Below are 22,006 nucleotides of genomic sequence, written 5' to 3'. Positions count from 1 at the left end.
CCGGGAAAGTCAGTTGACGGGGACGGCGGTATAACTGATGCGAGACCTTATATGTTTCCGGGCGCAAGTTACGTCAGTATTTGGCCATAAGGCAGCTCAAAACGACCGTGTGACGGTCCGCGGGTGGACACAGCCCCTAACTTGCGCCCCATGAACGCCATTCTCATCGCCAAGGCCCTCCACGTCATCGGTTTCGTCAGCTGGTTCGCCGGGCTGTTTTACCTCGGTCGCGTGCTGGTTAACCACGCGGAAACGGACAAGATTGCGCCCCTCGTAGGCAACACGCCGGAGGCTATCCGTAATCGGATCAAGCGCGAAGTGCTGCACGAAGAGTACTCCGCGACCGCCGACCGCGTCTACCGCATCATCGTCAGGCAGGCCATGTTCATCACGCTGGTGGCGGGCTCCGTCATGGTCGTCCTGAACCCCGGTTATTTTCAGGCGGGGACGCCGGGTTGGCTAGCCGTCAAACTAGTCTTTATCGCGGGTATGGTTGCCTACCAACTCTACACGAAGGCGAAGATTATGCTCCCGATGCGGAGCGGCGAACGGCCGTGGAGCGCGTGGCAACTACGTCTCTGGAACGAAGTGCCAACGTTCTTCCTGGTGGCCATTCCGTTCATCGCTACGCTGGGTAAAGCGGGCGAATTGAACTATCTGTACCTGGGGATTGGAGTGGCAGGTTTTAGTTTTTTGGTTTGGCGGGGCGCGGTGGCTTATGGGAAGCGGCGGGAGGTTGAGTCTGGGGTCTAAAGTCTTTGGTCTTTGGTCTCTGGTCTTTGGTCTTTGGTCTTTGGTCTGGAGTCTATAGACCGCAGACTCTAGACCCTATACCAAAGACTTTCCTTCACTCCGCAACCGCTCCCGTACAGGAACTCCCCGCGCCCGCCGTGCACCCGTAGCAATGCTGATTCATCACGATGTTTCGATTCTGTAGTTCCGCTACGTCAAAATCCGTGATGTGCTGGCCCTTGGCGGCGACCTTCAGTTCCAGCATCTGGTTAAAGTCGCAGTCGTAGAGGTAGCCCTCCCAGCTGACGGAAATGGTGTTGCGGCACATGAGGCTTTCTACCGTACTGGGGTTGTACGCGTCGACTAGCTTCTGCATGTATTCCTCGTAGTTACCGGTTTCGAGGAGGTAGTCCAGGAAGCGGCTGACGGGGAGGTTAGTGATGGCGAAGAGTTCGTTAAAAACGATGCCAAATTTTCGGGAGAGTTGGCGTTTGAACTCCGCCTGCAGCGTTTCCTGGTTGCCAGGGAGGTAAGCGCCGGATGGGTTGAACACCAGGTCTAGTTTCAGGTCACTGCCTTCTTTTCCGTAGCCGATTTCGTTGAGCAGCTGGAGTGCTTTGATGGAGTCTTCGAAGACGCCGTCGCCGCGCTGGCCGTCGGTGCGGGCCTTGGAAAAATACGGTAGGCTAGAAACGACGTGAACCTTGTGCTTGGCCAGAAACTCCGGCAGATCACGGTATTTCGGGTTGGCCATGATGATCGTCAGGTTACACCGGTCGATCACCTCCTTACCCAACTTCGTACATTCCTCTACGAACCAGCGAAAGTGCGGATTCATCTCGGGCGCGCCGCCGGTGATGTCGACGGTCGTGACGGTCGGGATGGCACGGATCATGTCCAGGCACTGTTCGAGCGTTTTGCGGTCCATATTCTCGATCCGCTTATCCGGCCCCGCGTCGACGTGGCAGTGGGCGCAAGTCTGGTTGCAGAGTTTGCCGATGTTGAGTTGGAAAATCTCGATCTCTGTCGGCTTGAAGGGTGCGTGGCCGAGGGCGGCTAGCTTGCCGGCAAAGACGGGGAATTTCGCGTCGCTAATGTCTTTTCCGTTCAGCACGTTGAGTTGCACGAAGCTGCTGGAGAGGGCGGAGCCGGTGGCGGAGAGGGATTTTGTTTTTTGCTTGATGGCCATGGGTATTGAACATTTTTGATTTAGAATTTGACATTTAAAATTTTCAGGGTGACTACAATGGTCGCAAATTTCAAATACTCAATATTCAATCACACATTTTAAATTACATCAGTACTTTTTCTACCTGCCGTTGCATCTGGCGAGCGTAAATGAGGGTGGTGCCGGCCTTGACCGCGGCGGCTACGTGGACGGCTTCCATCATTTGTTCCTCGTCGGCACCGGCCTGGAGGGAGTTGGTGGTGTAGGCGTCGATGCAGTAGGAACACTGGATGGCGTGGCTGACGGCGAGGGCGATGAGGGCTTTTTCGCGCTCGGTGAGGGCGGTGTCGCCTTCGGTTACGCCGGAGTACCAGTCGAAGAATTTGTTGCCCATGTCTTCCTGCCACTCGACGATTTTACCGAAAGACTTCAGGTCTTTGGGGTCGGTGTATTTGTTGGTTTCTTTGAGTTCTTTCATGGGGGTTTGCTGTTTTTTAGTCGCGCCATTATTCACGGTAGTGGGCGCTGTCGCGGGTGCCGGGTTAGCTGGTGATTGCGAATCAGTCACCGTCAAATTCAAGTCTGAGGCCACAATCGGTATTCCCTCTCGGTTGGCTTCTGCGGCGGGCATGATCTCGGTGTTGTCCCAAATACCGGTGGTGAGGGTGGCGGCGTAGGAGACGGGGAGGCGGCGGTCGTCCAACATACGGGCTTTGGCGGCTCGGTGGTCGTAGGTTAGGGGGTGGAAGGTTATTTTTAGGTTGTTTTTGTCGTCGAGGAGGGTGTACCAGGTTCTTGGGGTGGCGTCGTTGGCTGGCATGCCGATCACTCCTGGATTTAGGTAGATTAGGGAATTCTGTTGGGTAGCCCTTTCCCCTGGGCCCTCTCCGGGGGAGAGGGAGGAAGTGACGTCGAGGGGGGGAATGATTCGACTGGGTAGGGGTGGTGGACTAGATCCAGTGAATTGATTGGTAGGGCGGTAGTTTTCAGAAGGAAATGGATATGGCCGTGGGGTAGCCTCGTCAAGAATACCCTTAATCGTTTTAGCGACCAATGCTGGCGAACGGATAATCTCTTCGTTAGCAAATCTCAGTACTTCATAACCAACGTCAGCAAACTTACCAGTGCGAACTTCATCTGACCAGATCACTTCAGGCTCCTGATGATAGCCCCCGTCAACCTCGATGATAACCCGCTTCTGCAAACAGACAAAATCGGGGATGGCACCACCCATTGGCTTTTGCCTAACAATTTTGTGTCCGGTCTTCTTTGCTCTCAACTCATTCCAAAGTAGTGCTTCTGCTTTTGTAGAATTCTTTCGCATTTCCTTAGCATAACCAAGCACCGTACGCGCCTGATCCTTCGGCAACTCCCAATAAACATCAGTTCGCTGACCTATTTCGACAACTGATGAGGTTTCTCCCCTCTCCCCCGGAGAGGGGCCGGGGGAGAGGGCTATCGAAGCAGGCAAACCCAACTCCTCCAAAAAAGGCAACCCACAATGCCCCCCCACCAAAACCTCCGCATCCACGTCCGCGCAAAACTGCCGTTTCAATTCCGCGTCCGTACTGGCCCAGACAAACTCCGATTGATTGCGCGGCGAACCGTGCAGCACAACCACCTGCTTACCCGCATAAGTAAACCTTAAAAAATCCGGCAGCGCAGCCATGTATTGAATGTTGCGCGGGCTTACATTTTTGGCGGCGTAGGTATACCATAACTTAGCAAACATGTCGCAGCGCGAGCCGTCGCCGAAGCCGCAACCGCAGTCGTCCGTACCGTTGACGAGGTTCGTTTCTACGTTGCCGGCGATGGCGTGGATGCCCCAGGCTTCGACGAGGTCGAGCGTGGCTTCGGGGTCGGCGCAGTAGCCGGGGGTGTCACCGGTGCAAATAATATTTTGGGGTGGGATACCCAGACGATCGGCTTCGGCCTTCAGGGCCACGAGGGCCTGAAAATTGGAGTAAGCGCCGCCGAAAATCAGGAGGGGGCCGGTGAGGGTGCCGAGGTCCTGAGTGGTGCTGGGTACGTGCATTAGCCTATTTTGGTTCCGTTTGCTACGGCGATATCTGGCCGAAGTAGCGTGACTGATTTGCCTTCCACGCCACCAAGTATCAAGCATTCACTCATCATGTTAGCAATCTGTTTGGGCGGGAAGTTGAGGACGGCCACGACTTGGCGGCCAATGAGTTCTTTCGCTTGGTAGTTAGCGGTGATTTGGGCCGAAGTTTTGCGTTCGCCGATCTCCGGTCCGAAGTCAATGCGCAATTGGTAGCTGGGGTTGCGCGCTTCGGGGAAGGGCACAGCGTCCATCACGGTGCCCACGCGCATTTCAACGCGTTCGAATTCCTTCCAGGTCAGGTTTCTTTCGGTCATTAGAAAGGGTTTATATTAGTGGGCGCGGACGTAGATGCAGTGGATGTTCGGAAGAGCAAGGGTACCAGGTACAGCACAAAACACCCAACAAACTCAACCAGGCTAACGGACAACAAATCGGCGTACTTTCCCCCGGTAATCGCCCAGGATGTCGGCCAAAGACCTAACGCGTAGAATAAGCCGCAGAGCAGACCGAAGCCCACGGAGAGATAGAAACTGAGGCTCGGCACACTTAAACGCCACAAACAGAACACTGGGGCCAAGCCGAATACCATTGCTCCGGAAACCGTCGTCGCCGACAGAATAGCCGGGTCCAGAAATACCGGAATCGTTCCGAGGATCACGATCGTTACCATCGCTAGTCTCCCTAGATAAACGGATGGATTTAATTTTGACGACGTCAGTATTTTAGCCTCGCCGTCTAAACTTTGCACCCGCGACCTCGCCCCTACCCTTAAGTCCACCACCGCCAACTTAGAGAAGCTAGTAAACGTAGAATCTAGTGTACTCGCCGCCGAGGTAATCATAATAAAATTCATTACCAACAAGATCGGCCCACCCAATAATTTAGCCACCTCCACCGGTGCCTGCCCGGTAACACCCGCCAGCTGTCCGTACATACCCACAACGCTGAATAACAATATGCAAATAAACCCGATTGGCGTAGCCCAGAGGAAGGCGCGTAGGGTTGTTTTCGGATCGCTCAGAAATCCCCGGTCGGTCAGCACCGGATCGTGAAAAGGGTAACTGAAACTCTGTAAGATGGCGACCAACAGTAAATTTCCACCCGTGGCCATCGTCCATTCTCCGGTGCTAAGAATCGGTGCTACGTCGTAGTCCACACGTGGTAAAATAGCCCCGAGAATCACCATCAGCAATACCCCGAATAAAATCATTTGAATCACGTCCGTCAGAATGCTCGACGACATCCCGCCCTTCAGGCTGTACGCCAGGGTCAGCAATGTAAACACCACGATGGAAACGTAATAAGCCGTGTCCCCCACCCCGCCGAAATAACTACCAATGACCAGCGTATTTGACCATACTTCATTAAATAATCGAAAACAGATCAGCAAAGAAAACAATACCATTGCCCCCCGCCCGAATTTACTCGACAGAAAGTGATGAATCGAAGCATAGCCACCAACTGTGCGCATTCGGTAGATCACCCAGCCGGCCACCGCAAAACTTAGGTAATACGCTGCGTACGCCACGCCCCCGACCAGTCCAAACTCTAGCCCCAAATTGGCGCCGTTCGTAATCGACTTCGCAAACAACCAACTAATCACCAGACTACTAATCAACGCCGCCATCCGTGGCGCCTTATCCGCTTTACGTCCGCCGAAGAACTCCGCTGCCGTCCGGGCGAAGGGTGCTACCGCGAAGAGCGCCAGGCTGCTTCCGATTACTAGGAGCCATTGGAGGGTAGGGAGGTCTAGGGTAATTTTGGGGGATATTTATTTTTGGTGATTGATTTGATTGAAATATATTTTAGGCGGTAGGCGGTAGGCGGTAGGCGGTAGGCGGTAGGCGGTAGGCGGTAGGCGGTAGGCGGTAAATTTCGGGAGTCTATCGCCTACCACCTACTAGCCTACCGCCTAATTCTTCCTACCACGTACATTCCTACCGCCTAATGGCCTACTCTCCATCCCACCAAACCTTAGTATTAATCGAGTTATCGTCCGTAGCGGCCGCCGCGGAAGAATAGTTCTCAAAATTCAACGCTTGCTCTTCGCTGGGGTAAGGCATCCGTACCGGGATCATATTATTGTTCAAGCTCTCGGCAACGGGCAGTAATGCGGGGAAACCCGTGCGGCGCCATTCGTTCCATCCTTCGTAGACGTTTGCCGTGCTGGCGATCCACTTTTGGGTGATGATCTGTTCCAGGGCGCGATCGGGGTCGTAAGCTGCGGGGCCGGTGGATACGTAAGATTCCGGCAAGTCCGTCAGCCAGTAGGCGAATGCCTTGCGAATGCCGCCGTTGTAGTACCGTTCGGCACTTCCATCGGTATCGTTTACGAAACCTTTCAACACGGCTTCGGCGAGCAGGAAGTCCGTTTCCCAGGCGGTTAGGTAGTTGAAGTCTAGGTCCTGGCTGTTTTCCCGCCACACCAAACCGGGTCGGGCGAACGTATCGACGGGAACGGCCGCTCCGCCAATGATGCCGTTCTGAATGCCGGCAAAACCTAGGAACGGTTGCGTAGACCGGTAAATAGTTCCGGTGCGAGGGTCATTTAGGGCGTTATATACTCGCTCCGCCGTTCTGGACATTAGGAAGACGTTGAAAATGCCCGCTCGCTCTTCCGCGATCGGAAAACTGTTGGGTGGGGAAGCGGCAAAATCAAACGTAGCGTCCTGCGTGCCATTCTTGATGAACCGGCCGTCGTTCACAATATCCTGTAATTCCTGCCCCGGCGCGCGACGCGCTGAGATGCGAATTAGCGCCTTGATCCGTAGACTATTCGCAAATCGGATCCACCCCTCCAGGTCACCACCAAACAACAAGTCACCACCGAGTGGAAAGGAGCCGGCGTCGGCGTCCATCACTTCTACGGCTGTGGTCAGATTATCCAGGATGCCGCCGGCTTCCGTGTAGATACGCTCTTGCGCATCGTACGCAGGCTTAGTCACCTGATTAGTACGGGCACTGAAGGCTTCGAAGTAGGGTACGTCACCAAAAATATCCGTCAGGTTCATCGCCAGGTAAGCCTTCATGACTAGAGCCGGGCCTTCGTAGGCGGCCGCGGTAGGGTTCGCACGGCTGATTTCCAACACCGTCTCGTTATCCCGTAGCGCGGTGTACAAAATAGGCCAGGGGTCTCCACCCTCTTGTGGCGAGCTCAGTGCGTGGCGGTCGAATAGGTTAAAATCCGTCATCGCGAAATGCTGACTCAGCAACGCGCCGCCGGCAAAGCCTTCCCGGCCCATGTCATTACCGAACCCGTAAATGACCTGCCGGAACAGCAAATCAGGCTGCACGGTCACTGGTCCGTTGGGGTTGGTGTTAATCTCCGCAAAATCCTCGGTACAACCCGTGAAAAGTCCAAGGATTACCAAAACTGATAGTATATGTTTCATTATTATTTTCTTTAGGTCAGCAGCTAAACAGGACCTCAGTTCATGAAGCGTGTGTGCTTGATTCCAGGCTGTTTAAAACTCTACACCAATACTGAACCCGACCGATCTAGCCGTCGGATAAGAAATATCCTCTACGCCGCCCACCAGGTTCTGCCCCTGAATGGCGAATTGCTCCGGGTCGAAATGAGGAATCTCGGAAAAAGCATACAGGTTCCGGCCGATAAGGCTCAGGGAAAGGCTACCCAGTCCACTCAAAACACCGCTGGCTAGTTGGGCATCGGAAAAGCGGTACGTCAGCGCCACTTCCCGGATTTTCAGGTAGCTGGCATCGTAGATATTGTGCTCTTCGTGGTTTCGGTCGTAGAAGCTTTTGTAGTAGTCTTCCGCGGAAATGGCCGTGGTGTTGGGCGTAAAGTTGGGCGCTTCCTCGGTGCCGGTGTTGACGACGCCAGGAATCACAAAACCTCCTTCCGGACGATCCAGCGTCTCGATGGTCTGGCCGGCACCCGCCGCGAGGGCCAGCGTCCGTGACACCAACTCCCCACCCTGCCGCCAATCGAGGAGGACACCGAGGTTGAAGTTTTTGTAGCTAAAATTATTCTGGAAGCCGAGAATGAAATCCGGGTTGGAATTACCCAGCTTTTTCAGGTTGTTATCCGCGATGAAACCGCCGTCACCGTTGAGGATGTACTCGCCGTCGTCATTACGCAGAAAGCCCGTCCCCCACAGGTCACCGATCTCACCACCTTCCGTGGCGATCACAAAGACGGTCTGGTTCACGGAGTTGTACACCCGGCTGAAGGCCAGCGTAAACCGCTCGGTGCCTTCAGGTAGTTCGTCGACCACGGCTTTATTGGTGCTGAAGTTGAGGCGGGTAGACCAGCGGAATTTATCATTATACACCGGTGTCGCGCTGAGTACGGCTTCAAACCCGGTTGCGCTAACCTGCCCACCGTTGACGATCTCCTGGCGAAAGCCGGAACTGATCGGGGTAGGCAGGCTCAGAATTTGATTCTTAGTCGTCTGATTGTAGTAGGTCAGATCGAGGCCGATACGGTCGTCAAATAATCGGACGTCGACACCAAACTCAGCAGATGTCGTTTGCTCAGGGACGAGGTTCGGCGCGGCCAGCACGGCCTGCTCACTGAAAGTAGGTTGGCCGCCGAAGGGCGTCTGGGCCACGAAGGTGGAGCTGGTCCGAAAGGGATCGGTATCGTTACCGACCTGCGCCCAGTTGGCCCGGAACTGTAGGAAACTTACGGCCTCAGGTAGCGCCAGCACTCGGTCAGCCAGGAAGCTCAGGCTTACGGAAGGGTAGAAAAAGCTGGTATTATCAGCGTTCGTCGGCGTGGCGAGGGCACTTGACCAGTCGTTACGGCCGGTCACGTCCAGGTAGAGATAGTCTTTGTAGCCGAACTTGGCAAGACCATATATGCTGTTGATTCTCTTTTCCGCCGTCTGGTCAAAGATCTCGACCGGATTGGCGGCGTTGCTGAGGCGGAACACCCCCGGTTGCGCTAGATTCAAAGCCTGAGCCTGGGTGTTTGATGCATCCTGGCTTAGGCGGTTGGCTCCACCAATCAGGTTAAGGCTGAAGTTGCCAACGATTTCGGGATTGTAATCGAGCAGGAAGTCGGTATTGATTTCCCGATAAAACACGTCGTTGGTGGCGTAGCCTCCACTCTGGAAACGGTTCGAACTGAAGTTGCGCCGGAACTCGCGGTTTTCGTTGCTGTAGTCCATTCCCGTGCGGATCGTCGCTTTAAGGGTTGGAGCGATCTCCAGGCTGGCGCTGACGTTGCCGAACAAGCGGTCGCGGTTGAAGCTATTGCGGTTTTCTTCGAGGATGAAGAAGGGATTATCGAAAAAGCTGTAGTTGAAGTTGAACTGCTGAAGGCCTTCGAGGCCCGGTTGCCAGTAGTCGCGCAGGGATTCGGTATTCGTGCTGCGGGGGTACCAGGCCACGAGGCTGTAACCGATATTTTCGGAGCCGTAGCCCGCCGCCGGGCGGTTATCGGAGTTACTGTTGACGTAGTTGATGTTAGCGTTGATCGATAGCTCATCCGACGGGCGGAAACGAAACTTACCGCTGACGTTCTTCCGCTTCAGGTTAACGCCGGGAATGTAGGATTTACTCCGAAGATCGGCGAGGGACAACCGGAAATCACCAAACTCATTCCCGCCGCTGATCGCGAGACTGTTGATGTTGGTCGTGCCGGTTTCGTAAAAGTCCTTTACGTTATCGGGCTGGGCGACGAAAGGAGTCGGCGTGATCTCCGCATCGCCACGCAGGGCGAGGTCGGCGCCGCGGACTACCGTCCCGTCCGGCAAGGTGACCGGGCTGTCGAACTGACGGATGAGGCGGCCGTCCGTACGCGGTCCGTAGCTGCGCGTGATGTTGTTGGAGCCCGTCCGGCCATCGGTGTACTCGATCTGGCCGCCACTGCCCCAACCGAACTCGTTCTGGAATTCGGGAAGTTGGAACGGGCTATCAACCGTAAAATTGGAATTAAAACTAATACCCAGTCCCTTTTTCTTGGAGCCTGACTTAGTCGTAATGACGATCACCCCGTTCGCCGCCCGGGTGCCGTACAAAGCCGCTGCGGAAGCACCTTTGAGCACACTCACCGATTCAATGTCGGCCGGATTAACTTCCATTGCACCGTTTCCGAAATCGACTTCCTGAAAGCCGGCGGCGGCTTCGTTCGTCAGGTTAATGATGGTATTGTTGTTGATCGGCGTACCGTCGACGATGAAGAGTGGATTATTGTTCGTAAAACTCGACTGTCCACGAATAACGATCTGGCTCGTGGAGCCGACGCCCGTGGCGCCCGCCGTTACTTGAAGACCGGCTACTTGCCCGGCCAGGTTATCGAGGAAGTTGACGGCCTGCACGTCGACCAGGTCGGCTCCGGAAACTTGCTGGACGGCGTAGCCCAGCTCCCGGTTATCGCGCTCCAGCCCGAGGGCGGTCACGACAATTTCGCCGAGGGCCAAGCCTTCGAGGATATCTATTTGTAAAAACCTGGCACCCGCGTCCGCGCCCAACTCCACGCGCGTGTTCTCGTAACCCGTGTAAGAAACTTGCAGCACGTCCGGCAAGGTCGGCACGGAGATGGAAAAGTTGCCTCCGAGATCGGTAGTCGTACCAACGGAACGATCGGATTCCAGAAAAATGAACGCACCGATGAGTGCTTCACCACCACTGGAAACACGACCGTTGACCACGGTTTGGGCCGCCAACGCGACCGTCAGCAGCAGACCACCAAGCGTGGCCCACAAGCGAATGTGTAGCATAAATAAGAAATTATCTTTGGGGAAAGAACGCTTGAAATCAGCGTCGTGAAGACTCGGCTAGCGCCAGACCGGCGGACCGCGAACCACCGTGGAAAGCAACAACCTTGCCGGTGTCGCGGAACGCCCCGCAAATACCAGGATGTTCTCTACCAAGAGATGAGCCAAACGGCCGAGCCGCGAGCGTAGGCGCGACCATTCCAGACGCAAATCGGCTAGTGCATTGATATCGCGCACGGCCGACATCAGCTGGGCGTTAGGTATTATTTGAAGTAGTTCCTCCCGCAGGGCATCCGTCTCCCACGCCAGACTCGTCAGGGCCGCCGGAGCAAAATCTTCCCGGCAAATACCGAGCAGGGCAATGCCCCCACGGCGGTCCGGCACGACAACGTTCACTCCCGCCGCCAGAGACTGCGAAGCCCGTTGCAAATGGCCGACCGTTAAGTCGGGCGCATCGTTACCGACGACCAGTAGGTTCTCGTAACCCAGCGCAAACGCTTCCGTCATTGCCGTAGCTAGCCGCGTCCCGAAATCTCGGCCGCGTTGCCGCGATTCATCCGCCCGGATTACCGGAAGCCCGGCGCGGTTAAGCATCCGCTCCGTACACCGGATGAGTTCGGTCGCAATGCGTACATCACCGACCGCGCCGGCCCCGAAACTTTTGGCTTGGGCTTCGGCTTCAGCGGTGCGGCTGAACAGCAGAATGGCGGTAGGGTGATTGGTCGTCATTAGTAGGTGCCGCAAAGGTGGCGAATAATTAGTTACGGGGTTCCGGCAAGGACGGTTTCGGGCGGATAGCGACAAAGCGGGATGCGGGCGCGTTCCTTGGTGAGGGTGGATTGTGGAGTGTCGTGGCGCGCCCGGAAATAGGACGCTGAAATAAGTCGTCCGGAAAGCGTAACTGACGGCCGGATCCAGAACACCTACCGCCACGAAGTCGTTACCATCCAACAACTTTCCCCATGAAGATTTACCAGTGCGGCAACTGCCAGCACCCCGTCTATTTTGCCAATACATCCTGCGAAAGATGCAAGAGCTGGCTCGGCTACCTGCCCGAAACCGACGAGATGATCGCGCTTTCACCCGGGGGCACGGTGTGGGACGCGCCCGCGTCGGCAACCGCCGGACTGCGTTATTGCGCCAACCACCAGCACGGTGTATGTAATTGGTTACTACCTACGGAACGAAAGGAAAACCTGTGTGAATCCTGCGACCTCAACAACGTTATTCCTAACCTATCCGATCCCAGCCACTTACCAGAGTGGCGCAAGCTGGAAAGAGCCAAACACCGGCTCGTTTACGCCCTGCGTCGCCTCAAGCTTCCGCTGGAAAGCCAGATGGGCGGCAAGCGATTACCCCTGGCGTTCGACTTCCTGTCCGAAGACGACGCCACCGAGCCCGTTATGACCGGCCACGACTCCGGCCTGATTACCATCAACACCAACGAGGCAAACTCCGTCCACCGCGAAGCGACCCGCATCCAAATGCAAGAGCGGTACCGCACGCTGATCGGCCACTTCCGCCACGAGGTTGGGCACTATTACTGGGACGTGCTCGTGTCCGAAAACCCCGCCGCGCTGGCCGGCTTTCGCGAGCTTTTCGGTGATGACCGCGAAGACTACCAGGCCGCATTGGAAAAGCACTACCGCAATGGATCACCCCCTAACTGGCGCGACAACTACATCAGCGAATACGCCACGACCCATGCCTGGGAAGATTGGGCGGAAACTTGGGCGCATTATTTACACCTGCTCGACATGCTGGAGACGGCCAATGCCTTCGGGATGCGCACCGACCCGGCGCTTGTCCCGGACGGTATGATGACCATGCACGCCACTTTCGACCCTTACGAGGAGACCGACTTTAACCGCATCATCAACGCTTGCATCCCGCTGACCCTCGCCGTTAACACCCTCAACCGGGGGATGGGCCGTAAAGATCTGTACCCTTTCGTGATCAATCAATCCGTACGAAAAAAACTCGTTTACGTGCACGAACTCCTCCGGCAGAGCCAGGTCCAGGGCGTTTGGTAAACGAAAGTGGTTGAATCCGCAACAATGTCTTACCGGTCGCGTTAGGCGCGAAAAGCGCGCTTGAGACTATCTACCCAAATTTTATTGCTGCTCGTCACCACCGCTGGCGGTCTAACGCCTCACCTTGCGGCGCAGAATTATGACCTCACCGGTACGCTTACTCAGGCCAGCGACGGCAGTGCGCTCCCTTTCGCAACGGCGATTGCCTACGATCGGGCGGACAGCAGCATGGTGGCCAACACCACTACGGATCTGGATGGGCAATTTACCCTTCCCCTCACGGCGGGTGATTACTATTTGGTATTTCAGTTTCTTGGGTACGACAACAAGTCATTACCCGGGATCACGCTGACCGGAGCGCAGGACATTGGCACCATCGTGATGGGCCAGAGCAGCGTCGCGCTCGAAACCGTCACGGTAGAAGCGGAGCGGAGCCAAATGGTGATGAAGCTCGACAAACGGGTATTTAACGTGGCCAAAGACCTGACCGGCAGTGGCAGCACGGCGGCGGACATCCTCAACAATGTGCCGTCGGTCAACGTCGACCCGGAGGGCAACGTGTCGCTGCGGGGTGGCACCGGGGTACGGATTCTGGTCGACGGAAAGCCATCGGCCATGCTGAGCTCCGGCGACATCGACGCACTGCGGCGGATGCAGGGTGACATCATCGAGTCCGTCGAAGTGATTACTAACCCCAGCGCGCGTTACGAAGCAGAAGGGGAGGCGGGGATCATCAACATCATTCTCAAGAAAAACAAGAAGAAGGGTGTCAACGGATCTTTTGGGCTCAACGCCGGCTACCCCGAAAACTTCGGTGCCAGCTATAACCTCAACTACCGCCGTAATGACTTTAATTTGTTTTCTAACTTCGGCATCAGCTACCGCCGCGCGCCCGGTGGCGGCACCAACGAGCAGCGGTTTTTGGACGGGGACGGTAGTTTGCGACAGTTCTACGAAAGCGTCACCGACCAAGATCGCGGCGGCATCGGTGGCAATTTCCAACTCGGCACGGACTGGTTCATCAACGACCAGACGCAACTCACCGGTTACCTGCTCTACCGGAAGAGTGAAGACAATAACCTAACCGACGTCACCTACCGCGACTTTAACGCCGGGCGCGAACTACTCTCCGAAACCGTGCGCGACGTCGTCGAAGATTCCGGCAACCAGAACCTGGAAGCGAGCCTTGATTTCAAGCGCACGTTCGACCGGAAAGACCGGGAGTGGACGGCCGTCATGCAGTACATCCTCGACGATGACCTGGAGCTGAGCGACATCACGGAAACCGTCGTTGGGGAGCAAAATCCGCTATTCCAAAAAAGCAGTAACACGGAATACGAAACCAATTTCTTGCTGCAAACCGACTACGTCCACCCCTTCAACGACAGCATCAAGATCGAAGGCGGTCTGCGGGCTACTTTCCGGACGATCGAGAACGCGTTTCAGGTGCGGGAAGGCCTGAACCCGGAGAATTTGACCGTCGTCAACAACTTCGACAACGAGCTGGATTACCAGGAGAATATTTCTGCCGGCTACTTCATCGCCAGCGGTGAGTTCGGGCGGACGGGCGTGCAACTCGGTTTGCGGGGCGAATACTCCGACGTGCGGGCGACGCTGCTGAAAACGGACGACTCGAATAAGCAATTTTATTTTAACCTGTTCCCCAGCGCGGCTTTTACGTACCAGATTTCGGAGACTAATCAGTTCCAGTTGAGCTACAGTCGGCGTTTGAGTCGGCCGTATTTCCGCTTACTCCTCCCCTTCTCTAATTTCAACGATACGCGCAATAACAGCCTGGGCAACCCTACCCTACGGCCGGAATACACGGATTCTTACGAGGGCGGCCTGCTCAAGTACCTACCCGCCGGCTCCGTTCTCGCCAGCATTTATTACCGCCGCACGACCGGCGTAATCCAGCGGTTGATCCTCCCGGCCGATGACGGGACGACCATCCGTTTTCCGGTCAACCTCGGGTCGCGCGATGCTTACGGGCTGGAACTAAACTTTAACTATGATTTGCTTCCCTGGTGGAAATTTTCCGCAGACGGAAACCTTTACCAAGCCAAGGTCGAAGGGCGTTACCTGGAAACCGATTATAGTGCCGACATCACCGCCTGGAGCGCGCGGGCGGCCAACAAATTCGACGTTACGGATAAGCTACAGACACAGGTAACTTTCGACTACGACGCGCCGCAGAATACGCCTCAGGGGCGCGACCTGGGGGTCTACTCCTTCGACGTGGGTGGCTCGCTCGACGTGCTGGCCGGCAAGGGTACGCTGACGCTCAGCGGTCGGGATATATTTAATACGCGCATCCGCCGGAGCGTTATCGACCTCCCCAATTACAAAAGCACGTCGGATTTTCAGTGGCGGCGCGCGCAGTCGGTCACGCTTGGCTTCGTCTACCGCTTGAACCAGGCCAAGCGTACGGAGCGGCCCGACGGTGAGCGGGGGTAATATGGTATCAAGGCAACGGATCGGTTGTACATTCTCACTACTTCTCAAGGCGTCGCTTAGATTTATGCGCGGTCGCGGGTGCAAGGAATATTTGGGTAAGCAAGGTTTTGGTAGCCCCAACGTTATTGTACGAGAATTCAAGAAAATTCCGCACTAACTTTACTTAGCCGTGCAACGATCTCTGAATTAACCCGTCTTTGTAGATGTCGGTCCACGGGGCCGCCGTCACGAAACCAATTTAACCACCTACGTATGAAACACCCATTTTCTACTTTTCTAGCCTGCGGGCTCTTCCTTTTTTGCGGATCGAGCCTCAGTGCGAATCCCACCCTTGCTCCTTCCCCCCTCACATTGGCACTCCCGATAGCTATCGGGACCGCGCCCACCGGCGTTCAGGATAGCCTACCCCACGGCCGCCACCAGGTGAGCTCCTTCCGCAACGGTGCCTCCACCGAGTTCATCGTCGAGGATGGTGAGATCGTGATGCTAAAAGTCGACGGTAAAGAAATCCCGGAAAGCGAATACGACCAGCACCGCGGTGACGTCGAAAGCATGCTGGGCGGCGGCCCGGCTACCCGCAAGCAGTCCGACAATTTCACTTTCGACATTATCCGCGACATGAACGGGATCGACCTACAGAACGAGCACCTCGAACGCTACTTCGAAGAGCAGGGCGAACAGTGGGAGCAGATGGGCGAACGCATGGCGGAACGCTTCGAAAAAATGTTTGAGTTTGACAAAGAAGGTGGTGTTTTCCGCTTCGATTTCGATGGTAATAACAGTAGAGCCTTCGAATTCAACCTCGACTCCATGCTCCGCGCCAATCCTAATGGCTTACGCCTCAACGAGCAGACCTTCGACCTGGAAGAAATGATCCGTGAAAAAGAGGGCCGCGCCCGGACGGCCGAGGAAGAAATCGATGACCTGAGCACCATGATCGAACAGATGGAGCGCCGCAAAACCGCCGCGGAGGAAAGACTGGAAGCCACCGAGGAAGCAGCTAAGTTTACCATGAATGGCTTTAATTTCAGGGAGTACCTGGAGAATCTCCGCGCGGAAGGCATCATCGAACCCGGCCTGATTCGTTCCTTCGAGTTCACGCACAAGTCGTTGAAGGTGAACGGTCAGAAGGCAAATGATGAGGTCCACGCCCAAATGCTACGGGATTACCGGGAGAAGGTTAACATCGGCTCCAAGTTTTCCTACGAAAACGATAATTTGGACTGGTAGTCTTCCCGCATTCGACACCAAAAAAAATCTCCCGCCGGTTACCGCCGACGGGGGATTTTCATTTGGTCTACAAACCGCACGCGGCTAACCATTTTTCTTGACGAATTGGAGAAACCGCGCCATCGCTGCACGCTTCCCGTCGTCGAGGTCGTAGTCGATGTAGTGGGTAAAATATTCCGTTAGGCTAAAGGCGGGGTCGGGAGAGGACAGCAGCAACTGCAACTCCGGCAAGTGCGCCAGGCCTTCCCCCAGGGCATCGTTGAAACGCCTGATGAAGTCGGCGCCAAGTGGTTTGCGGGATACCCAGGCGGCAAACACGAAGGGCAAGCCCGTGTGTGTCTTCCAAGCTTCGCCAAGGTCATATACGTGCGCGAAGCGACGGTCCAGGCCGATCGTCCGGTCACCAATGACCAACCCACCCACGGTGCCGCCGATCCGGTCGATGTAACCTTCTTCGGCGTCCAGAAACTGTACATCGTGCCGCCAGTATTCTTCCAGCAGCAGGCGGGTAAGCATGACCGAGGTACGGCTGTGGTGATCGAGGTAGATGCTCGTCATCTCCCGCAGGGGCACGTCTCCGTAAATACAGACGGTCGCCACCTTGCCCGTCGTACCGATGCAGTAGTCACTGATGATGTGGGCCTCGGGCAATTCGGGAATGACGGCCACCGGGACGAGCGCGATATCCGCCTCTTCCGCCACCAGCCTGCGGGCGCACTCGCTGGGGATGGCTAAGTCCATCTCCAGCTCTTCCTGAATATTCGACCGTAAAAGGCCGTACAGTAACGGCTTGGTGTTGAGGTAGCTGACGGCTACTAGCCGGTGCTTCACTTTTGTTGCACTGGATTTTTGGTGCCCGGGCCTTTTTTGTAGTTCTACCATTTTTCCTCGCGTTGCACCTCCGGTAAGTGGGTTCGGTCATTCTTTAGGTCGAACGCCCAGGTCCCGTCGGGCTGCAAGGTCGCGCGCCAGACGCCGGTGTTAGAGTGAATGAGTTCGTTCATGCGGTCGATCTTGCGCCCCATCATGAGCGTAACCAGTCCACACATGGCGCGGCCGTGGCTGCAAATAAGCAGCAGGTCTTCTTCGCGTTCCGGCAACGTATCGATAAACTTTTGCAGGCGGACGCCCATCTCCTGGGCGCTCTCTCCCCCACCGATGCGGCCGTCGATGCGCCCTTCTCCCCAACCGTCCTTAATCATCTGGTACTCGGCGATGCTTTCCGGCGTTCCCTTCTTGCCCTCGTGGGTGCCCCAGCTCATCTCGTTGATTTCGGAGTGCTTTTCGTGGGGGATGCCAGCTTCGATGAAACCAGCGACGGTCTCCCACGTACGTTTGAGGGCACTGGTGAGGACTACTTCGAATGGTACTTCCCGGTATTTCTCGAACAACCGGCTACCTTGGTCGCGTCCGGTATCGTTGAGGCTGGAGTCTACGCCACTACCCTGGACTATCTTTTTCAGGTTGAAATCGGTTTGCCCGTGGCGGACTACGTAGACGGTTTTTGGCATTTCTTTGGGGTTTTTGGTGGGTAAGGTTATGCTTGAATCTAGGTGACTTTTTATAATCCTCTCCCCCGGCCCCTTTAGCTTCGCTGCTTCCTATGGAGGTCCGAAGGTAGAGCGGTGAAACATGTTGCGTAGGGGTGAGGCTTCAATAGCCTATTCATTTTGATGACTGCGTCCATCTAAATTGTGAGATTGCACTCAAACAATAGCTTTAATATGCCACTGGAGTGCAAGTATATCTCACCAATACAGGTAATTCATACATTCCCTCGACAATCAATCATCCCTCCCCCCCGGACCGCCGCAGGCAGCCGCGTAGCTAAAGGGACAGGAGAGAGCGGGTTACTCAAATACTACTACCGAGCAACCGGCAAAGAAGTGTACCCCCGGAACTTATTATCGTCCGCAAACTCAACGTCCTTCCAGTCCTTAATCACTTCGTAAAGCGTGCCCCGCTCGATGGGGTGGCGACCGACGGAACGAATCATTTTCACTAAGTCTTCGGTACTCATCGCGGGGTGCTGCTCGGCACCGGCCATGGAGTAGATGCGGGTGGTGTCGTCGATGGTACCGTCAATATCGTCCACGCCAAAGGCGAGACTTAGCTGGGCGGTCGTCCGGCCGATCATCGGCCAGTAAGCCTTGACGTGGTCGAAGTTATCGAGGTAGATGCGGCTGATGGCGTAGTTGCGTAGATCCTCGACCACGCTACTTTCGGGTAGGTGGCTCATCTCGTTGTTCTGGTTACGGAACTTGAGGGGGATGAAGGTTTGGAAACCACCGGTCTTGTCCTGAAGCTCCCGCAGTTTGTCGAGGTGATCGACGCGGTGGCGGAATTCTTCGATGTGGCCGTAGAGCATGGTGGCGTTGGAGCGCATACCCAAATCGTGCCAAATCTCGTGGATGCGTAACCACTGCTCACCGGAACACTTTCCACCGGCAATCTGATCGCGAATCTCGGGGTGAAAGATCTCGGCACCACCGCCGGGCATGGATTGCAGGCCGGCTTCCTTCATGAGCGTCATACCTTCTTCGTAGGTAATCTTGGCTTTTTTGAAGATGTAGTGGTACTCGACCGGAGTAAGTGCCTTAACGTGGAGATCGGGACGGTGAGCCCGGATGCGGCGGAAGAGTTCGGAGTAGAACTCAACGTCGTACTGCGGCAATACACCACCCACGATGTGGACTTCCGTAACGGGCTGGTCGTCGTAGGTTTTGACGATGTCCATTAAGTCGTCCAGGCCGTATTCCCAACCGTCTTCCCGCTTTTTGATGCGCTGTGAATAGCTACAGAACGTACACGTGTAGAGGCAGACGTTGGTCGGCTCCATGTGGAAGTTGCGGTTGAAGTAGGTGCTGTCGCCGTGCTTGGCCTCGCGGATGTGATTGGCGAGCGCACCGAGGTAGCCGAGGGGTGCCTTTTCGTAAAGCGTGAGGCCTTCCGCCACGGAAATACGCCGCCCGCGGTGGACTTTTTCGGCGATGGCGCGGAGCGCGGGTGCCAGGGTTGGGTCGCGGAGCACGGTAGGGAGAGAGATAGCGTTCATCTGTTGATCTTGTGGTGATAGAACGCCCCAGTTAACTTTCAGTTTTTTCTGAAAGTAGTTTATTTCTTTGAATTTAAGGGACGTCGGCAGGACGGATTCATGACAACGAAGAAGCGATCATGAAGAAGTCAGTTAGGGACAAAAAGCTTATTCTATAACTACTGTATCTAGATTGCGTAAGTAGGGCTCCGCTACCGAAGCACCCAACCCCGGAGCGTTCGGCAAGGATACCCGCCCCCCGGCTCCGTAGACCATTCCTCCGACAATGGGGTCGACGGATTGCATGAGTGGCGTATCCAGATCGTAGAAAGTGACCGCCGGTAGCAGGCCGAAATGGGCGGCGGCGGTAAATCCGAGGCGGGTTTCCAGAAAGCCGCCGATCTGTAACGGAATGTTTGCTTCCCCGGCCAACTCGGCAATTCGTAGCGCGCGAGTGAAGCCGCCGGTCTTGCTGAGTTTCACGTTCAGGCGGTCTACGGACTGGTGATCGATCAGTCGCCTGGCGTCGGCGTCGTCCCAGCAGGTTTCGTCGGCCATGAGGGGGATGGTGGTGGCTTCCCGGATTTCACGTAGTAAGTGCCAGTCTCGCTTATCGATGGGTTCTTCGCAGTGCTGGACGTTCAGGTCCTCGATTGACCGCAGGACGGTGATGGCCTGGTCCTTGCTCCAGCCTTGGTTAGCGTCGAGACGGAGTGGCACGTCCGGCCCAACGGCTTCGCTAATGGCCCGCACCCGCTCTGCATCCCGCGTCCGCGCCCCTAACTTAATCTTGATAACGGAAAATCCCCGTGCCTTGATCCACCGCGCCTTGGCAACCATCGCTTCGACCGAGCCCAAACTAATCGTGTAATCCGTACGAATATCCCGATCGTTGTGCGCGCCGAGGTAGGCGTAAAGCGGTTGCCCGACCGCCCGGGCCGCAACGTCATAACAGGCGATTTCCAGCGCGCCCTTGATGCATGAATTACCGTAAATGGCACCGTCCATGGCAGTTAGCACACCCGCGTGGTCGGCGGGATCCAACGTTAATAGTTGCCGCGCGAGATACTGGCCAACCGCCACGCACCCCGCCATCGTTTCTCCGTGGATCATAGGAAACGGGCTCGCCTCGCCCCAGCCGGTCAGGCCCGTGTCCGTTTCCAACTTGACGAAGACGTTGTTCGCGTGCGTTAGCGGGCCGAGAGAAATAATGAAGGGCTCCCGAAGGGAGATGGGAGCTTCGTAAAAAGAGATTTTCGCAATCTTCATTCCCCGAAAGGTAGCGCTTTCACCGGTGCCCCCGCTGGGAGTAATCCTCACCGAAATTCAGGACAACCTGGCGCGGCGGCTCAGGGCTGTTTTCAACCAAATACTAAATCAGTGCGGCAGACGGTCCCGCAGCAAGCCGTAAACGAACGTCCCGGCCACGGAGCTCAGAATAACCACCCCGATCATCCACACGCCCTGCCCCAGCAGGGTAAACATCGGCCCCGGGCAGGCCCCGGTCAGCGCCCAACCCAACCCGAAAATGATGCCGCCGAACAGGTAGCGGGGTACGCTCAGATTTTTGTCCTTTAGGCTTAACTCACCGCCGTCGTAAGCGTGCACGTCGAACCGCTTGAGCAGCGCCACGCCGATTGCACCGACGACCACGGCCGTCCCGATGATGCCGTACATGTGAAAGGACTCGAACCGGAACATCTCCTGGATTCGGTACCAAGAAACGGCCTCCGACTTCGTCATCACGAATCCAAAAGCTATGCCGACAAACAGATAGTACAGATAACGCATGGCTTACAATTGTACGATGATGGGAAGGAGCACCCAGCTCATGAGGAGCCCGCCGATGAAAAAACCGATGACGGCAATCAGCGAGGGTAGCTGGAGATTGGACAGACCCGAAATGGCGTGGCCGGAAGTACAACCGCCCGCCCACCGCGTCCCGAAGCCGATCAGGAACCCACCGAGCACGAGCGCGATGAGGTTACGCAGCGTAAGGAAATTTTCCGGAGCAAACAGAGAGTCGGGTACGAAGCCGCCGGTGCTCGTTGCGGCCGGTGATTCGATACCAATGGACCGCAGGTGAGTAATCGTCGCTTCTGAGATTTGCACGGGCTCCGGGTTAGGAACGAGGTGGTAGGCGATAAAGCCGCCAATCACCGCGCCGGCGATGAACAGTAAGTTCCAGCGCTGCTCGCGCCAGTCGATCCTGAAGAAATCGGAATACTTTTCCGCGCCGGCGATGGTACACATCGTGCGCAAATTAGCGGAGACGCCAAAACTCTTGCCGGCGTAGAGCAGGGCGAACATCACCTGGGCGATGAGGAAGCCGCTGACGGCCCAGTGCCAGGGGCCGGCGATTAAATCGTACATACGTTGTGGTCGGTTAACCGGGTGCACTAGCACGGCCGGGCTCATTAACCACGACGGAACACCACCAACTCAAAAATGGATGATGAAACCTTCATATAATATTTTGCTCCGCCTTCACTTATCGGGCACCCGCGTCCGCGCCACCTCTTTCTCAGCATATTGATGCAGAAATCAGCTATCTGCGAAGCTGGCCCAACCCAGCCGTTTACGTCTGAACTGTGGTACGTTTCG

General features: G+C 55.9%; 17 protein-coding genes and 1 pseudogene. 4 read left to right on the top strand and 14 right to left on the bottom strand.

The annotated features are described in order from the left end of the window. The first annotated feature begins 150 nt into the window (after nt 1-150). The gene (locus GGR27_RS09215) at nt 151-753 is read left to right on the top strand and encodes a CopD family protein (RefSeq protein ID WP_168037125.1); all 603 of its coding nucleotides are present in this window, start codon (nt 151-153) and stop codon (nt 751-753) included. 94 nt (nt 754-847) lie between these two features. Here GGR27_RS09215 and arsS read toward each other — a convergent pair whose 3' ends face one another. The 8 genes and pseudogenes from arsS to GGR27_RS09180 all read right to left on the bottom strand — a co-directional run bounded on the left by arsS (nt 848) and on the right by GGR27_RS09180 (nt 11,377). Next, nucleotides 848-1,921 (bottom strand): arsenosugar biosynthesis radical SAM (seleno)protein ArsS, encoded by a 1,074-nt coding sequence (gene arsS, locus GGR27_RS09210; protein ID WP_168037124.1) that lies wholly within the window; start codon nt 1,919-1,921, stop codon nt 848-850. Between the two features lie 103 nt (nt 1,922-2,024). Further along, nucleotides 2,025-2,378 (bottom strand): arsenosugar biosynthesis-associated peroxidase-like protein, encoded by a 354-nt coding sequence (locus tag GGR27_RS20580; protein WP_406603639.1) that lies wholly within the window; start codon nt 2,376-2,378, stop codon nt 2,025-2,027. Nucleotides 2,379-2,945: 567 nt separating this feature from the next. Further along, nucleotides 2,946-3,224 (bottom strand): annotated as a pseudogene (locus tag GGR27_RS20575) (endonuclease domain-containing protein); the annotation flags it as partial. A 710-nt stretch (nt 3,225-3,934) separates the two neighbouring features. Then, complete coding sequence (locus GGR27_RS09200; RefSeq protein WP_168037122.1) at nt 3,935-4,276, bottom strand: tRNA-binding protein; 342 nt, start codon at nt 4,274-4,276, stop codon at nt 3,935-3,937. After that, nucleotides 4,276-5,589 carry an SLC5/6 family protein gene (locus GGR27_RS09195; RefSeq protein ID WP_245184503.1) on the bottom strand — a complete coding sequence of 438 codons (1,314 nt, stop codon included), beginning with the start codon at nt 5,587-5,589 and terminating at the stop codon, nt 4,276-4,278. The genes GGR27_RS09200 and GGR27_RS09195 overlap by 1 nt, the downstream gene beginning before the upstream one ends. 325 nt (nt 5,590-5,914) lie before the next feature. Continuing rightward, on the bottom strand, nt 5,915-7,354 hold the full coding sequence (locus tag GGR27_RS09190) for a SusD/RagB family nutrient-binding outer membrane lipoprotein (protein WP_168037121.1): 1,440 nt from the start codon (nt 7,352-7,354) through the stop codon (nt 5,915-5,917). Nucleotides 7,355-7,426: 72 nt separating this feature from the next. Beyond that, nucleotides 7,427-10,651 (bottom strand): SusC/RagA family TonB-linked outer membrane protein, encoded by a 3,225-nt coding sequence (locus GGR27_RS09185; RefSeq protein WP_168037120.1) that lies wholly within the window; start codon nt 10,649-10,651, stop codon nt 7,427-7,429. Between the two features lie 57 nt (nt 10,652-10,708). Then, nucleotides 10,709-11,377: a DUF2064 domain-containing protein gene (locus GGR27_RS09180; protein WP_168037119.1), complete on the bottom strand. Its 669-nt coding sequence runs from the start codon at nt 11,375-11,377 to the stop codon at nt 10,709-10,711. A gap of 233 nt (nt 11,378-11,610) precedes the next feature. On the opposite strand from GGR27_RS09180, the gene GGR27_RS09175 reads away from it, so the two are divergent. The 3 genes from GGR27_RS09175 to GGR27_RS09165 all read left to right on the top strand — a co-directional run bounded on the left by GGR27_RS09175 (nt 11,611) and on the right by GGR27_RS09165 (nt 16,368). Next, nucleotides 11,611-12,681 (top strand): zinc-binding metallopeptidase family protein, encoded by a 1,071-nt coding sequence (locus tag GGR27_RS09175; protein WP_168037118.1) that lies wholly within the window; start codon nt 11,611-11,613, stop codon nt 12,679-12,681. A gap of 60 nt (nt 12,682-12,741) precedes the next feature. Then, complete coding sequence (locus tag GGR27_RS09170; protein ID WP_245184501.1) at nt 12,742-15,138, top strand: outer membrane beta-barrel family protein; 2,397 nt, start codon at nt 12,742-12,744, stop codon at nt 15,136-15,138. Between the two features lie 252 nt (nt 15,139-15,390). Beyond that, entirely contained in the window at nt 15,391-16,368 is a 978-nt protein-coding gene (locus GGR27_RS09165; RefSeq protein ID WP_168037117.1) for a hypothetical protein, read from the top strand. 84 nt (nt 16,369-16,452) lie between these two features. Here the strand turns inward: GGR27_RS09165 and GGR27_RS09160 are convergent, their stop codons facing one another. The 6 genes from GGR27_RS09160 to GGR27_RS09135 form a co-directional block, all read right to left on the bottom strand. Next, entirely contained in the window at nt 16,453-17,199 is a 747-nt protein-coding gene (locus tag GGR27_RS09160) for a menaquinone biosynthetic enzyme MqnA/MqnD family protein (protein WP_320060344.1), read from the bottom strand. A gap of 44 nt (nt 17,200-17,243) precedes the next feature. Next, nucleotides 17,244-17,879, bottom strand: a complete 636-nt coding sequence (locus tag GGR27_RS09155; RefSeq protein ID WP_168037115.1) for a histidine phosphatase family protein — start codon at nt 17,877-17,879, stop codon at nt 17,244-17,246. 353 nt (nt 17,880-18,232) lie between these two features. Then, nucleotides 18,233-19,423, bottom strand: coding sequence for an aminofutalosine synthase MqnE (gene mqnE / locus GGR27_RS09150; protein WP_168037114.1), 1,191 nt, complete (start codon nt 19,421-19,423; stop codon nt 18,233-18,235). Nucleotides 19,424-19,570: 147 nt separating this feature from the next. Continuing rightward, complete coding sequence (locus GGR27_RS09145) at nt 19,571-20,671, bottom strand: mandelate racemase/muconate lactonizing enzyme family protein (protein ID WP_168037113.1); 1,101 nt, start codon at nt 20,669-20,671, stop codon at nt 19,571-19,573. 108 nt (nt 20,672-20,779) lie between these two features. Continuing rightward, nucleotides 20,780-21,193 (bottom strand): DUF6691 family protein, encoded by a 414-nt coding sequence (locus GGR27_RS09140; protein WP_168037112.1) that lies wholly within the window; start codon nt 21,191-21,193, stop codon nt 20,780-20,782. A gap of 3 nt (nt 21,194-21,196) precedes the next feature. Next, the gene (locus GGR27_RS09135) at nt 21,197-21,775 is read right to left on the bottom strand and encodes a YeeE/YedE family protein (RefSeq protein WP_168037111.1); all 579 of its coding nucleotides are present in this window, start codon (nt 21,773-21,775) and stop codon (nt 21,197-21,199) included. Between the last annotated feature and the right edge of the window lie 231 nt (nt 21,776-22,006).

It is taken from the genome of Neolewinella antarctica (genome assembly GCF_011927835.1).
Lineage (GTDB): Bacteria > Bacteroidota > Bacteroidia > Chitinophagales > Saprospiraceae > Neolewinella > Neolewinella antarctica.
This window is presented reverse-complemented; position numbering and strand designations above follow the sequence as displayed.